Annotated in this window: 14 protein-coding genes; 3 read left to right on the plus strand and 11 right to left on the minus strand. The window is 69.7% G+C overall.

Translation table 11 applies throughout. The features are described from left to right. Positions 1–38 precede the first annotated feature (38 nt). The 9 genes from OG595_RS23870 to OG595_RS23910 all read right to left on the minus strand — a co-directional run bounded on the left by OG595_RS23870 (position 39) and on the right by OG595_RS23910 (position 8,653). Positions 39–737 (minus strand): hypothetical protein, encoded by a 699-nt coding sequence (locus OG595_RS23870; RefSeq protein ID WP_329275190.1) that lies wholly within the window; start codon positions 735–737, stop codon positions 39–41. A gap of 27 nt (positions 738–764) precedes the next feature. After that, on the minus strand, positions 765–1,289 hold the full coding sequence (locus OG595_RS23875) for a hypothetical protein (protein WP_329275193.1): 525 nt from the start codon (positions 1,287–1,289) through the stop codon (positions 765–767). Then, positions 1,289–2,857, minus strand: a complete 1,569-nt coding sequence (locus OG595_RS23880) for an ATP-binding protein (protein WP_046702675.1) — start codon at positions 2,855–2,857, stop codon at positions 1,289–1,291. Before OG595_RS23880 ends, OG595_RS23875 begins: the two co-directional genes overlap by 1 nt. 29 nt (positions 2,858–2,886) lie before the next feature. Beyond that, positions 2,887–3,339, minus strand: coding sequence for a DUF6238 family protein (locus tag OG595_RS23885; protein WP_046702676.1), 453 nt, complete (start codon positions 3,337–3,339; stop codon positions 2,887–2,889). Between the two features lie 34 nt (positions 3,340–3,373). Continuing rightward, the gene (locus OG595_RS23890) at positions 3,374–4,846 is read right to left on the minus strand and encodes an SCO6880 family protein (RefSeq protein ID WP_046702677.1); all 1,473 of its coding nucleotides are present in this window, start codon (positions 4,844–4,846) and stop codon (positions 3,374–3,376) included. A gap of 139 nt (positions 4,847–4,985) precedes the next feature. Beyond that, positions 4,986–6,395: an SCO6881 family protein gene (locus OG595_RS23895; protein ID WP_046704355.1), complete on the minus strand. Its 1,410-nt coding sequence runs from the start codon at positions 6,393–6,395 to the stop codon at positions 4,986–4,988. 27 nt (positions 6,396–6,422) lie between these two features. Continuing rightward, positions 6,423–7,112, minus strand: coding sequence for a hypothetical protein (locus tag OG595_RS23900; RefSeq protein ID WP_046704354.1), 690 nt, complete (start codon positions 7,110–7,112; stop codon positions 6,423–6,425). Next, a complete protein-coding gene (locus OG595_RS23905) occupies positions 7,112–7,420 on the minus strand; it encodes a DUF6112 family protein (protein ID WP_046704353.1) in 309 nt (102 codons plus the stop codon). Before OG595_RS23905 ends, OG595_RS23900 begins: the two co-directional genes overlap by 1 nt. Positions 7,421–7,507: 87 nt before the next feature. Then, on the minus strand, positions 7,508–8,653 hold the full coding sequence (locus OG595_RS23910) for a C40 family peptidase (protein WP_046704352.1): 1,146 nt from the start codon (positions 8,651–8,653) through the stop codon (positions 7,508–7,510). A gap of 579 nt (positions 8,654–9,232) precedes the next feature. Here OG595_RS23910 and OG595_RS23915 point away from each other — a divergent pair. Next, on the plus strand, positions 9,233–9,991 hold the full coding sequence (locus OG595_RS23915) for a DNA-methyltransferase (protein WP_046704351.1): 759 nt from the start codon (positions 9,233–9,235) through the stop codon (positions 9,989–9,991). 177 nt (positions 9,992–10,168) lie between these two features. Here OG595_RS23915 and OG595_RS23920 read toward each other — a convergent pair whose 3' ends face one another. After that, positions 10,169–10,660 (minus strand): hypothetical protein, encoded by a 492-nt coding sequence (locus OG595_RS23920; RefSeq protein WP_046704350.1) that lies wholly within the window; start codon positions 10,658–10,660, stop codon positions 10,169–10,171. Between the two features lie 250 nt (positions 10,661–10,910). Next, positions 10,911–12,029, minus strand: a complete 1,119-nt coding sequence (locus OG595_RS23925) for a hypothetical protein (RefSeq protein WP_046704349.1) — start codon at positions 12,027–12,029, stop codon at positions 10,911–10,913. Positions 12,030–12,227: 198 nt separating this feature from the next. Here OG595_RS23925 and OG595_RS23930 point away from each other — a divergent pair, with 198 nt between their 5' ends. Further along, the gene (locus tag OG595_RS23930) at positions 12,228–12,374 is read left to right on the plus strand and encodes a hypothetical protein (protein ID WP_157876507.1); all 147 of its coding nucleotides are present in this window, start codon (positions 12,228–12,230) and stop codon (positions 12,372–12,374) included. Positions 12,375–12,517: 143 nt separating this feature from the next. Beyond that, on the plus strand, positions 12,518–13,687 hold the full coding sequence (locus OG595_RS23935) for a serine/threonine-protein kinase (protein WP_046704348.1): 1,170 nt from the start codon (positions 12,518–12,520) through the stop codon (positions 13,685–13,687). Positions 13,688–13,742: the final 55 nt, after the last annotated feature.

Genomic DNA, 13,742 nt, shown 5'->3' on the forward strand with positions numbered 1-13,742 from the left:
TGGCGGTTTGGCCTCGCCGGAAGTCGGTGCTAGAGGCGTCAGCGCGAGCGGCGCGCGGCAGAGGGGTCCGACGCCGCCGAGGCGGGCGGCGAAGTGGGAGAGGCACCACGTTGGCCGGAGGCGGATCGGGCCAGGGCCGCCTGGACACGCCCGGTGTGCGCAGACTGGGCGACACCGATCCGGTCGGTCAGGTGATCGGCAGCCCTGGCCAACGCCGCTCCGCTGTAGCCGAGTTCGTCGGCGTAGTGCCAGCCTTCGGAGTTGCGGATCTCGCGGGCTCGTTCCTCGTAGAGCTCCCGCGACCCGGGCATGGAGCCCTCCATGAGCGCGATGACCTGATCCCACTCGCGGCGGATCTCACCCGCCCGCGCCAGTACGGAGTCGATCCCCCGCAGGCGCAGCAGGTCGGCGCTGATCGCGCCGTCAAGATAGTCGGCCGGTTGTGCGGTGGCCCGTACACCGGCGAGTACTTCGGGACCGTGGGTCAGAAAGGTCTCGACGTGCTCCCAGGCGGCGGCGTCCCTGGCCACCTTGCCGTCGGCGTACCTGGTTTCGTCGACGGGCCAGCCGTCTTCGTCGCAGTACGAGTCCGAGACGGCATCCCATCGGTCTGACGCCTGCCTGATGCCGTCAGCGGCGGAGGCCAGGGCCTGGACGCGCACCCGCCATGCCGCCTGTTCGCTGGTGTCTTGCGGCTGGCTGTCAGGGGAGGTGGAGGAGTCGGGAGAGGTGGGCATGGTTGTTCCTGTTCCTGTACGGGTGCCTCACCGCGAACGCGGCAGCGAGCGCGCGGTGGACGATGAGACGGGAGCCGGAGCGTCGCTCTGCTGGCCGGGGGAAGTTCCCCGGGCCGACGCCGCTGGCGAGAGGCTGGCTGCTGCTGCTGCCGCTCGGTGCGACCGGGAGCGGATCTCGTGGCCGACGTTCTCCCCCACGAGATGCAGTTCCTCACCGAGGTCGGTCAACCGGTCAGCGATGGCGTCCAGTTCGCACGCGCGGCTTCGGGCACCGTGGGAGCGACACCACTCGGAGGCGGTTTCGAGCATCTGGTGCAGGCGGGCCACCGCGCCGAAGTCCTCCGTAACGGCCTCGTAGAACAGGCCGGTGAACTCCTCGGTTCGGGCTGCGGCGAGGCGGTCGTTCCAGTCAGTGGCCGGTGCGCCGCTGTCCGGACTCGCGGCCGGGCCGGTCGTCGGGTGGCGCTGGGGTGGGGCGGCGTTCTCGGGCACACCGAACCCGAGACCGGGGACGAGCCCGGACCGGGAACCCGCGACCCCGCGTAGACTCATCACCGCACCTCACGGAGCCGCAGCGGAATTGAGAATCCGTCAGTAGGCGTGAACTCGGCGCTTTTGGCGGACATGCGGGCGTCGGTGTCGAACAGCTCGCGCTCGGCCGGATGCAGGATGTGCTGGGTGATGAAGCTCCGACCTGCGACTTTCCACAGACCCCGGCCCTTGGTCAGAGCGGACACGGCCTGGGTTTCGACACCTGTCAGGCCGAGCAGCGACGCGGCGGCGGCGAGCTGGTCGGACTCCTGGCGGTAGATGATGCGGGTGGAGCAGTCGGCGAGGAGGCCCTCGGCCAGTACCCGGCCGCGTGAGCCGGCGTCGCCCGCGCTCAGCAGATCGCTGAGGCGGTGGATGACCATCAAGTTCGCGATACCGAGACCTCGGCTGAGCTTCCACTGGCTCTGCATGCGCTCCAGCAGGCCGACATGCCTCATCACACGCCATGCCTCGTCGTAGATCACCCACCGCCTGCCCCCATCGGGGTCGGCGAGCGCGGACTCCATCCAGGCGCTCGCGCAGGTCATCGCGAGGACCAGCGCGGTGTCGTCGCCCGAGCCGCCGAGCCGGGAGAGGTCGATCGACAACATCGGGGTGGTCGGGTCGAAGGCCACGGTCGAGGGCGCATCGAACATGCCGCTCAAGTCGCCGTGCACCAAACGGCGCAGGGCATGCGCGAGGTCCTGCGCGGCGGGCCCCATTCGCCCGGCCTGGTCGCCGAGGGCACGATCGAGGCGTTCAGGCGAGCCGAGGGCGTGCGCGATCTCGCCGAGCAGGGGCACAGTGCCGCCAGCCTCAGCTTCGGCGACGACCAGGTCCAGCGCGAGATCCAGGGCTGTGTGTTCCATCGGCTGGAGATCGCGCTTCAGCACGGTGCGCGCGAGGCCGGCCAGGAGCAGGAGACGGCGCTTGCGGACCTCGGTCGACCAGTCGCCCTCGCTCACCGAGGCGGGCCGGGCCGGAGCATCCAAAGGGTTCAGCCTGCCCGGGAGCCCCGGGCCCAGGGCGATGCTGTAGCCGCCGAGAGCCTGCGCGACGGCTGTCCACTCGCCCTTGGGGTCGCACGGCACGTAGACCCGGTAGCCGTGCGCAATCGCCCGGGTCGCGATGGACTTGGCCAGCGCCGACTTGCCCATGCCGATGATCCCGGCCAGGACCGCGTTGGGATTGGTGAACCCTTCGATCCGGCCGCTGCTGTACAGCGAGAACGGGTCGTAGCAGAACGCCGCCTCCGCGTGGACATCGCGCCCGATGAAGATGCCCTCCGCGCCCAGACCGCCCTCGGCGAGGAACGGATAGGCCCCGGACACGGTGGCGGTGGTCATCCGGTGGGCGGGCAGGCTGAGCTTGCCGCCGCGTGCCGAGGAGGAGCCGGGGCGTCCGGACGCTGGATAGGTGGGCCGCAGCTCCGGGTCGAGGGGTTCCTCGTTGCGGCGCTTGGGCGGGGTTCCGGCGAGGCGGGCCTGGCGGCGGGCCTCGGCGAAACCGGCGCGGGCGGCTCGCTGTTCGGCACGCGATGCCTTGCGGGGGACGAACAGGTGGGAGGCGCTGGCGCGGGTGCGGGGCATGAACGTTCTCCAGACGGAAGGCAGAGATGTCAGTGGCGGACGAGGCCGGTGAACGGCGCGTGGAGGTCGGCCGGGGTGGTGCGGCGGCGGACCAGGTGCGCGGTGCGCTGGTGGCGCTGGCAGATGGTCAGCTCCGGTGCGCCTTCCGGCAGGCCGGCCTGGCACGCCTCGCGTTCGGGGACCTCGCCGGAGTCCGGGCGAGGTGCCGCGTGGTAGGCGGCGTGGACGTGGTCGGCGGCCTGCCAGATCCGGGTGCGGGCGGCGCGGAGCTGGTCGCCCTCGATCGGCACGAGCTGGCCGGTGCGGGTGGCGTGGGCGTCGAGCAGGCCGTGCAGCGAGACGAGGTGGGCGTGCAGGGCGTCCAGCTCGGTGCGGGTGGTGACGAGAGGACCGCCTGGCACGTTGAGCGCGCGGTGGAAGTCGAGCGCGGCGGTGGCGAAGGGCACGAAGTCCTGCGCGGTCGGGCTGGCGGTGCGGGACATGGGGGTGCTCTTTCGGAAGGGAGGAGGGCCGGCATCAGGCCGCGAGTGCCAGCGGCATGGCGGCGGCGGTGAACGCTTCGGCCTGCTGCCAGGTGAGCGGCCTAAGGTCGAGCTGGGCGCCGACCGCCGCGGTCTCCACGACCGCGCAGGCGGAACGAAGCTCCTCCTCGGAGTCGGCCGAGACGGTCAGCAGGCCGGTCAGGGCGACATCCGCGTGCCCCGCGATGAGCTGGCGCTCACGGGACTTGATGTCCTGGTACTCGATCGAGTCCGCTTCGGAGTCGACCTGGCCGCGCCGGGCGCGCTCAGAGGCGTCTGCGATGACCGAAGCCTTCTTGCGCTGGACATCGCGCAGAGCGGCGTCCAGCCCCTTGGGCTCGTACGACAGCGACAAGGTGCGGCGCACCCCGGCGGTGAACAGGAGCTGGTGCAGGAAGCCTGCCGACGTCTCGGTGCGGGGCCAGTTCTCCACCCAGTACGTGGAGTGGACGGCGGAGTCGGTCGCGATGTGGTCCGACTTCTCGACGACCACGACCGGGCCGGCAGCGGCGGGGTCGGCCTCGGGACGCCCGGAGGAGGACCATCGGTCCAGTGCGGCAAGGGCCTTGGGGTCGTATGCCGTTCGCACGACGGCCGCGATCTCGTGGGCGGTGAGCCAGCCGGTGGGGTTGAGCCCGGCGGTGCGCGCGGCCTGGTCGAAGGTCGAGGTCAGCTGCGCCAGCACGCTGAAGGACCCGGTCAGACCGCCTCCGGCCTGGTTGATCAGGCGTCGCGCGGCCTTGGCGTCCAGCGAGACCGCGACGTACGCCTCGTGCGGCGCCGCGGCCGGGCCCGCGCTCTGGATCAGCTCGCTGTAGATCGCGCCGGCCACCGGGGCGTCGGGCTGGCCGTGCTCCTCCCAGTACCGGCGAAGGGCGTCGCCGGAGTCCGGGACGGTGCGCTCGATCACCTGGATGCGGGCGACCTGGCCGGTGCGGGCGAGAGCGGCGAGCGTGCGTCCCCAGCCGTTGACGTTGGCGTTCTGGGTGCCCGGGTCGAGCAGCGCGTAGGCGTGGGAGGACACCTTTACGACGGCGGTCAGCGTGCCGGTGTGGGGGTTGTGGACCGCGCCGTACCGGCGGTCCGGGGCGGTAACTACGCGCAGGCTGGCGGCGGTACCGGGCAGATGGAGGATTCCTTCGCGCACCGGGCGGCGGGACGGCCGGGCGAGCCAGATCAACTGGCCCCGCATCCGCCGGAGCACGTACCGGGTGACGATCGGAGCCCAGTCGGCCAGGGATCGGCCCCGGTAGCGAACGAAGACGAGCAGGGCGATGGCGGCCCAAGCGGGGATGAGTTCGAGGGCGCCGACCACGCCACGGGTGAGGATGACGGCGAGCAGGAGCAGGCCGGTGAGGCTCACGACGATCAGTTGCGGGGCGGTCAGGCCGAGCAGGATGCCGCGCCTGCTGCGGTGCGGGAACTTCACGGTGGCCGTGGTGGCTTCGGCCTGGGGGTTGTCAGACATGGTGGTTCCAGACAGTGGGAACGGGCGGGAAGGGGCGGAAGGCGCGGCGCTCTTCTGGAGGTCATGGCAGGACTCCGTTTCGGGTGGTCGGGGGAAGGGGGCGGGCTGGAGGGATGCAGCCCGCCCCCTGGGTGGTGGGTCAGGACCCGGACGGAGGCTGGTTGGGGTAGACCCAGCTCGTCGGAGTCGGGGAGCCGGTCGCCGACGGACCGGTGGAGGGCGGCGGCGGGGCGGCAGGACCGCTGGGCGACACGGCACCTGCCCGGGTCAAGCTGCTGCCCGGAGCCGACGCACCAGCGGGCTGGGCGGCGGAGCCGCCGTCAGCACCCGGAGTGCCCCCTTCGGAGCCTCCCGTTTCGGCCTCGCCGGGCCGGGTGATCAGCGCGGGGATGCCGGGGCGCTGGATCAGGGCGCGACCCTTGTCACCGGAGGCGTTCGTGTCCTCGCCGTACCGGAAGCTGGTCTGCGGCTTCGGCGGTCCGGCGTCGATGCCCTCCTTGCTCAGGTTGCCCCCGGAGGGGTTGATGCCGGAGGCAACGCCGTCGCTGCCCGCGCCCGGGACCTGACTCGGCCCCTGCGGGGCAGGAGTGCCGGTGCCGGCCTGCATCGCGAGGCTGCCCGCGGTCTTCGCGGCCCCCGCGGCGACCGCCATGCCGGCGACGCCGGTGCGGTGCAGGTCGTCGTGGCCGCCGCCGTCACTCGCCCAGTGGACGAACTTGTAGGTGGCGTACGGGCAGAGCAGGACCAGGACCATGACGACGATGCCGGCCATCGCGTCGGACAGGGCGGCCATTCCGTCCTCGGGATCGGACTTGCCCATCGCCGAGACGCCGATCAGGAAGACCACGGTCATCAGCAGTTTCGACACGACGAGGGTGGCGGTGGCCTCGATCCAGCCCCGCCGCCAGCGCTTGGCGACCTCCCAGCCGCCGCCGGATCCGGCGAAGACCGCGAGGGCGACCATGATCAGGACGCCGACCTTGCGGGCGACCATCACGCCCCAGTACATGAACGCGCCGATCGCGCAGCCGAGAGCGACCAGGGCTGGGACGCCCCAGCCGAGGCCGTACATCGCCCCCAACTCGTTGACCTTGATGACGCGGCGGATCGCATCGTCGACTGAGCTGTTGGCTGCTTGGAACAGGCCGTCAGAAAGGGCGTCGACCACCGTGATGGCCACGGAGGTGAAGGCGACGGCGCAGAAGGAGAAGAGGACGCCGGTCATCGTGCCGATCGCGGCCTGGGCGAGGGCGCGTTCGTCCCGTCGCCAGGCCGCGAACATCAACTGGATGCAGAACGTGCCGACGGTCAAGGCGAGGCCGATGGGCAACAGCAGCTCGTAGTTGTCCCGGAACCAACCGGCGTTGAGATCGATGGCGGTGGTTTCGTTGACGGCCTTGGCGGCGAGGTCGGCCGCACTGGCGGCCAGCTCACCCGCTGACTTCGCGATCCACGCCCCGATGCCGTCGGTGACGGTCCCGGCGGGGTTGGTGGCGAAGTCGACGGTGTCGCAGACGGTGTTCATCAGCGGAAGGTCGCAGACTCCCATGGCGGTACCTCCTTTCTGGGGTGGGGGTCAGGGCGCGACGGCCGGCAGGACACCGGCCAGGGCACAGGGCTGGGAGGGACGGCACTGGACCGCGAGGGTGGTGACGCGGTTCTCCGCGCCGCCGTGCGGCGAGCCTTTCCAAGCGATCGACTGCTTGCCGGAGACCGTCACGGCGTAGACGTACGCGGTCGTGATCGCCCCCGGGTCCGCCTGCAGGGCCTGGGTGAACGAGTCGGGGAAGTGCGCCTCGTTCACGGTCGCGGTGGCGAACTGGCCGTTGGCGGCCATCTCCTTCCACAGCACGCGCGAGGGAACGAGCGCGTCCACCGAGGCGGTGTCGGCGTACTTCCTCTCGCTGGTCAGCCACCCGTGCAGAGCAGCCAGCAGCTCATGCTGGGAGTACGCGCGGGTGTCGTAGGACCACAGCGCTGCGGCTGCCGCCTTCCCGAACTTGATCGGATCGTGCGTGGACGGGGGAACGGGAAGGGCGCTGCGGCTCCCGTGCGGTGGTGACGAGGCGGAAGCAGAAACGGTCGGGGAGGAGGGGGAAGCCGAACTCACCTGTGGTGCAGGAGCCTTGGAGGAGGCCCTGCCGTCGCGGGTGAGGTAAGCGGCCAGGCCGGCGAGGGCGACGAGCACCACCAGGACAGCGGTACCGAGCAGCGCCCGGCGGCGCACACGAGATGCGCCGCCGGGGTTCGTGGAGCGGTCAGACATCAGTGGACCTGCGTCCCAAGCGTGCTGAAGAACGCCACCACACCGTTCGCGGCACCCAGCAGGAGGGCCGCGCCAGCGCTGACCAGCACGCCCTTCTTGCCGCTGGCCTCGGCCTGGTGACCGCCGGAGTGATGGCCCCAGGCCCACACGCCCGCGCTGACGGCAAGCGCGCCGACTACGCCGATGATCCCGAAGAGGTTGATCGAGCCCATCACCTGCTTGAGGACCGCCAAGCCGGGGAGGCCACCATCGTTCGGCTTGATCCCGGGGTCGTAGGCGAGCTGGACGACCTTGTCGGCGAGATACATTGAGAACTCCAGTTCGATTTAATGCACGCCAAAGCCCGAGGCGGCGAAGCGGCGGTGCAAGGAAAGGGGGGAGGGGAGAAGCGCCGGTCAGACGACTCGGCGGGCCGCGAGAATCTGCGGCTTCCAGGACGCGAGGGTCGCGAGGCGGACCACGTCACCGGTGTGTGGGGCGTTCACGATCAAGCCCTGGCCGACGACCATCCCGACGTGTTCCGGGACTTCGGCAGTCCCCTCGGTGAAGACGAGATCACCGGGCTGGAGAGCGTCGACCGACACCGGCTTGCCCTCCTTGACCTGCGTGTACGTCGTCCGGGTGAGGGTGACTCCGGCGGCCTTGTATGCCTGCTGCATCAGCGAGGAGCAGTCGCAGCGGCCCATGGGGTCGGGCCCGTGGGAGTCGGTGCAGCTCCCGCCCCATTGGTACGGAGTGTCGAGCTGGCCGAGCGCCCAGCGGATCGCCGTCTGGACCTTGGGCGGAGCGTCTGCCGGGATCTTGTATCCGGTCGGCATCGCGCCGGGCGGGATGGTTCCGAAGTCGGTTCCGTCCCCGCCGGTCGTACAGCCGCCCGCGGTGCTCGGCGGAGGACTGGCCGTGCTGTCCGAGCCGGATGGCGAGGGGCTCGGCGACGTGCCGCCGGCCGTCGACAGCAGCGGCTCGATCGCCTGCTGCAAGGCGGTGGCCAGGGGCTCCCACTTCGCGTAAGCCTCGGGGAAGCCGGACTTCTGCACCGCCTGGGCGGCCTGGGTGACGGACAGGGACTGCCAGCCCGAGACCTTCTCCAGCGCCTCGTAGAACTTCGTCGAGGCGTGCACCGGGTCGAGGATCTCGTTCGCGGTGCCCCATCCCTGCGACGGACGCTGCTGGAACAACCCGAGGCTGTCGCGGTCGCCGTAGGTCAGGTTCCGCAGGCCGCTCTCCTGCAAGGCGGTCGCCAGGGCCATGATCTGGCCTCGGGCCGGGATGTTCATCGCGACACCGGTGGCTTGGATGGTTTTGGCGTTGGGCACCTGCTCGGCCGGGTCGTCCAGGCCCGGCACGGAGACCGTTTCCTTGCCGCTGCCGTCCAGGATCGCCTTCACCTGAGTGGCGACGGCCGAGGTATCCACAGCCTGTGCACCGCCGGTCGAGCAGGAAGCCGAGGCACTCCCGGCCGCGATACCGAGGATCGGAACGGCCAGCAGCAGTGGACCGGTGGCGACGAGACCGACGACGGTTCCGGTGGTCTTCTTCATCGCCGCTGCCGTTCGCCGGGGCGGACAGCCCGGCCGGGCAACGGAGTTGGGTCAGGGCGTGGGCGTATCAGGGCGTGCTGCATCGCAGCGGCTCCTCGCGGTTCGTAGGAGGCGCGGTGCCGACTTCTCGTGCAAAGCCGTCGGCACCGCGCCGATGTGAATCCGCCTCTCAGGGCGGGCCCGGGTCAGGGGAGTTGGTAGCTCCCGGACGCCGGTCTCAGGTCATGTGCGGCAGCCGGCCGCGCTTGTAATCTCAGGCGGTGCACCGGGTCTCCTCACGGCTTCGGGAACGGGGGGCCAACGTGCCCTCCGGACCGCGCTATTGGACGCGGCAACACGGATCAGCACAGGTCAGCGGGGGTGGAGCCGGGCTCCGCCTCGGTGACACGGCGAGACAGTAGATCGGGATTCCGGCCGCACCAAACGACCGCCGAACCCAGGCCCGGAGTACGACACGGGCTCGTTAGGCGCGGCCGAAAATCGCGGCTAATCTCCGGCGCAACCCAGCTCCGAACGGCCGATGTTGACCGCCGTCCGGAGCGGGCCCAGTCCCGTCGTGCCCTGAAAGAGGCCCCGCACATGAGCTACACGCTGCACCGAGGCGACGCCCTCACCGTGCTGAAGACCCTCCCGGACGAGAGCGTCAACGCCGTCATCACCGACCCCCCGTACAACTCCGGCGGACGCACCAGCTCGGACCGCACCGGCCGCACCGCCCGCGCCAAGTACGTCACCAGCGGATCGGCGCACGACCTGCAGAACTTCCCCGGAGAAAACCGCGACCAGCGGAGCTATCGAAGCTGGCTGACCGCGCTGCTCACCGAGGCGTACCGGGCCGCGACCGAGCACTCCGTCGCCATGGTGTTCTCCGACTGGCGACAGGAGCCGACCACCAGCGACGCCCTGCAGATGGCGGGCTGGACCTGGAGCGGCACGATCCCCTGGATCAAGCCCGCCAGCCGGCCTCGCAAGGGCGGGTTCAAGCAGTCGGCCGAGTTCATCACCTGGGGCGTCAAGGGCAGCCTCGAAAAGGACCGGGACCTCTACCTGCCTGGCCACTTCATCGCCTCTCAGCCCCGCAAGGACCGCGTCCACATCACCCAGAAGCCGGTCGAGATCATGCAGCAGCTCGTGCAGATCTGCCCCGAAGGCGGCACCGTCCTCGACCCCTTCACGGGCAGCGGCTCGACAGGCGTCGCCGCCCTGCGCGAGGGCCGGCAGTTCGTCGGCGTCGAGCTGTCCTCGCACTACGCCGACGTGGCAGAACAGCGACTGTTGCAGGCAACGCAACACACTCTGACCCAGGACGACTTCGTCCTGGCCGGGCCGGAGGCATGAGCATGAGAGCGACCAGACCAGGGCCGACGGACCGCAGACGCCAAAGGGCGGCTGGTACATCGAGGAACCGATGCACCAGCCGCCCTTCCGCTTGCGTCAGGCCGCCTCGAACGCCCGCCGAATCAGCGGCCCCGCCTTCTCCAGGTCGGCCGCCGAGGCGATCCGCACCTCGTGCGCTCAGGCAGCGTACGTATCTCTCATGGGTGCGATGTAGGCGGCTTCGATGAAATCGAGGAACTTCGTGAGGCCCTCGTCTTCGAGCATGTGCCCGATGCAATACATCATTTGATAGGTGACGCTCAGTTCCTCGCTGCGTTCTTCCCCGAGGTGCTTGTCGGCGGCTCGCATCTCTCGGTGCGGAGTGCGATCAAAGAGAGAATTCCTTTCCTCCTGTTCTGGGGTCCGGGGGCCAAAGGCCGCGATGAAGAAGTCCAGTGCCCTCCTGAAATCGTCCGCGCCGAGCAGGTTCTGGATCGTCCGCATCATCTGGTAAGTGGCTTCGAGCGCCGCGCCGCTGTCGCTGAGGTGCTCATAGGCAAGGGCGGAGATCCGAAGCGAGTCCTGGCGGCGGCTGCGCCGGCGACGAACAGGAAGCGGCTCGGACGGTGCCTCGGAGTGCTCCGTGGTCAGGTGCGCGAAAGGCATGCTGTTGGCGATTTGGGACGTCATGCCCCTTCGATATCGCCCTGCCACTCTTGTAACGGGGTGTTGAGGCCCATAGAGCTGCGTGTCTCGGGCCGGTTCGTCCATCCGGTGTCGGCGTCGGCTGAACTTGGCCGTCGTCGAGATCCGGACCCGTGCATGCCCCACGGCAGAGGCTGACGCACAGAGCGCGAGGCCCGGCTCCCGGTAATGCCCCGGGTCACCTGGCCTCACTTCTGAGAGCCCGCGGCCCTCAGCATCTCGACCACCGTAGCGGTCAGCCGACGAGGGCGCCGAGGCGTCCGCGGATGCGTGCGCGGTCGTTCTTGAGCTCCTCGAAGCGGATGAAGCCGGTCGCGGAGCTCTCTGATTCTCGCCGTGCGAGGCGGTAGGCGGTCGTCCACTCAGGGTGGGTGTGCTGCCAGAGGGCCCATGCAACGGGTTCGCGCAGGGGCTTGGTGAGCTTCTTGCCGGTCAAGCTGCGGTGGCGGACGTCCGTGTTCTGCTGAACGCCGAGATATTGGCAGGCCATGTAGAGGTCCTCGGCCTTCAGAACTCGGTCGGCAGGGATCTCGCCTGCGTCCTGGAGTTTGTCGGCGATGAGCCGGACCGGCTCGGGGGCAGGGATGTAGGCGGCGGCCAGGTTGGCCAGTACCAGTGCATCTCTGCTCGGGACGGTGGGCCGCATGATGAGGCCCTCCGCCCGGATGCGGTCGGCCCATTCGGTTGCCTCGACCTGGGGCTGGTCTCCGGTGAGTTCGGCGATGTGCTCGATGCCGAGGTTCGCGGAGCCGGCGGGGGCGCCTGGGCGAGTGTCGCCATCGTGGTGTGTCCAGGACGGCTTCCCGGGTCCCCAGGCGAGGGTGCGGGTGGTGACCATCGCCTCCCAGATCCGGGCGACCAGTGCGGCGTCCTCACGCGGGTCGGCGTCGTGCCGGTCGGGCGACATTCCTGTGGCGCCGGGCCGCAGGCCAGGGGCGGAGGTGGGGAAGCGGAGCTTGCGCCGTGTCTCGCCCAGGTTCTCCTTCGCGAGGTCGTCAAGGTTGCAGCCGTTGGGGAAGGGGCCGCCGCGGACTCGGTGGGCGAAGACGAGTGTGTCGATCGTGCGGTCCAGGAGCTGGCTGGGGATCGGGGTGACCATGGCGGCGGCCCGCAGGTCAGCGGTGAGGATGCCGTGCCCGACGACCAGCTGTTTGCCGTGGAGCGCGTTGATCAGGGCGCTTGCGGGGTGCGGCCCGGTGATCAGTTCGTCCCCGGTGATCCGGAGGCGTTCGCCGTCGAAGTCGGCGTGGACCAGCCCGGAGCGGCCGATGAGCCAGCCCTCGGGTGGGGCGGCGGCGACGCCGCGTCCGTGAGCGCGGGAACCGCGCTCGTAGTCGACGTCGCAGAAGGTCAAGGAGATAGGGCGCCGACGCCGTTGCTCTGGTCGTCCGGCCCATCGGCGTTGTGCTGCTTTCCCCACTCTTGCTGCCCCTCTCGTCCGTTCTCATCCGTAGCGGCATGGTTGCAGCCGTCACTGACAACGAGATGTCGATCAGGTCGGTCGATGTCAGCGTGGGATGCCAGGCCGGCCGGGAAGGGAAAGGTGAGAGTCGTGCTGGATCTGGCGGATGGCCGGGTGCTGGTGCGCGGGAGTCACCGCTGGCCTTGGCCGGCGACGGTCGAGACGGTCCTGTACGGGCTCGCGGACCGTTATGACGAACGGCTCGTGGTGATCGATGGTTTCCCAGCTACTCCTTGATCAGGGCCTCGAACTCGTGATGCGTCGAATCCAGCCACGACAGCCCATGGCCCAGACCGTGAGCGACTACGCTTGATAGGCGCCCCGGAGCCTGACTGGGACTGGTGGCTGTATGGGCATGCATGAGGAGTGCTGAACAGAAGATGACGGGGACGCCCGAGCGGATCGGCCGATACACCGTGGCCAAGGAACTGGGCTCGGGCGGAATGGGGGAGGTGTACCTCGCCTACACCCCGGGCGGTGACCCGGTGGCGGTGAAGCTGATCCGGAGCGACAAGCTGGATCCCCTCACGCGTGCGCGGTTCGAGAAGGAAGCGCTGATAGCGCGCACGGTGATCGGCACCAACAGGGTGGCGCGTTTCCTGGACGCCGACCCGTTCGCGGACCGGCCCTGGCTGGCCATGGAGTACGTGGCAGGGCGCACCTTGTTGTCCTGCGTCGACGAGGACGGTGTCCTCCCGCTGCCGCTGGTCGCCAGCCTCGGCGTGCTGCTTGCCGAGGGACTGAGCGCTGTGCATGCCGCTGAGCTGCTGCACCGGGATCTCAAGCCTCAGAACGTGATCATGGGCAAGGAAGGTCCCATGATCATCGACTTTGGGCTCGGCGCGTTCATGGACGCCGCGAAGGAGTCCCTGTCGCACAGCGGCATGATCATTGGAACGGTGCGCTGCATGCCGCCGGAGCAGGCGAGCGGGAATCCGAAGGTGACACCGGCGGCAGATGTCTATGCGCTGGGGACGGTATTGCTGTATGCGGCGGCCCGCCATTATCCGTACGACGGCGCGGCGTGGGAGGCCGTGGCCGTACAGGTGGCGAACCCTGACATCGGCCCGGACCTGAGTGGCGTGCCGGAGGGGCTCAAGCCGCTGATCACCTCGATGCTGGCCCATGCTCCAGAAGGCAGGCCGACGCTCGGCGCCGTGGCCAAGACGTGCGGGTCGTTGCTCAAGTCCGCCGGGCTGGTGCCGGCCGACGCGCGATTGGCGTTGATCGCGCAGACTACTGCGGGCGGTACCCCGGATGCGGCCAAAGAAGCGTTGTCTCCGTCGTTCGAGAAGCTGCTTGAGGACCAGGTCAAGATCGTCGAGGGTGGTGGCCCGGACTCACCGCTTGATGGTCCCCCGAGTGTTGCTGAGGGCGGCGAGACGGATTCGGAAGGCGCGGATCAAGGCGATCCCGAGCCCGCGTCTCCTGAGCCGATTCCGACCCCTGAGCCAAAGCCGAAGGCCCGGTCTGCGGGCGGGCGGCCCCCGGCATCGAAGCGGGTGGCGGATGAGCTGCGGGCGGCGTACGCGGTGGATACCGCGCTGTGATGGTCACGCTGTCGGTGCCTGGTGAGAAGCTTGGCGGACGCGTGTATGGGGCGAG

This window comes from Streptomyces sp. NBC_01451, from assembly GCF_036227485.1.
GTDB lineage: Bacteria > Actinomycetota > Actinomycetes > Streptomycetales > Streptomycetaceae > Streptomyces.

Coding starts and splice junctions, on each gene's coding strand:
- OG595_RS23870 (WP_329275190.1), bottom strand. CDS start 737: ATGCCCACCTCTCCCGACTCCTCCACCTCCCCTGACAGCCAGCCGCAA.
- OG595_RS23875 (WP_329275193.1), bottom strand. CDS start 1,289: ATGAGTCTACGCGGGGTCGCGGGTTCCCGGTCCGGGCTCGTCCCCGGT.
- OG595_RS23880 (WP_046702675.1), bottom strand. CDS start 2,857: ATGCCCCGCACCCGCGCCAGCGCCTCCCACCTGTTCGTCCCCCGCAAG.
- OG595_RS23885 (WP_046702676.1), bottom strand. CDS start 3,339: ATGTCCCGCACCGCCAGCCCGACCGCGCAGGACTTCGTGCCCTTCGCC.
- OG595_RS23890 (WP_046702677.1), bottom strand. CDS start 4,846: ATGTCTGACAACCCCCAGGCCGAAGCCACCACGGCCACCGTGAAGTTC.
- OG595_RS23895 (WP_046704355.1), bottom strand. CDS start 6,395: ATGGGAGTCTGCGACCTTCCGCTGATGAACACCGTCTGCGACACCGTC.
- OG595_RS23900 (WP_046704354.1), bottom strand. CDS start 7,112: ATGTCTGACCGCTCCACGAACCCCGGCGGCGCATCTCGTGTGCGCCGC.
- OG595_RS23905 (WP_046704353.1), bottom strand. CDS start 7,420: ATGTATCTCGCCGACAAGGTCGTCCAGCTCGCCTACGACCCCGGGATC.
- OG595_RS23910 (WP_046704352.1), bottom strand. CDS start 8,653: ATGAAGAAGACCACCGGAACCGTCGTCGGTCTCGTCGCCACCGGTCCA.
- OG595_RS23915 (WP_046704351.1), top strand. CDS start 9,233: ATGAGCTACACGCTGCACCGAGGCGACGCCCTCACCGTGCTGAAGACC.
- OG595_RS23920 (WP_046704350.1), bottom strand. CDS start 10,660: ATGACGTCCCAAATCGCCAACAGCATGCCTTTCGCGCACCTGACCACG.
- OG595_RS23935 (WP_046704348.1), top strand. CDS start 12,518: ATGACGGGGACGCCCGAGCGGATCGGCCGATACACCGTGGCCAAGGAA.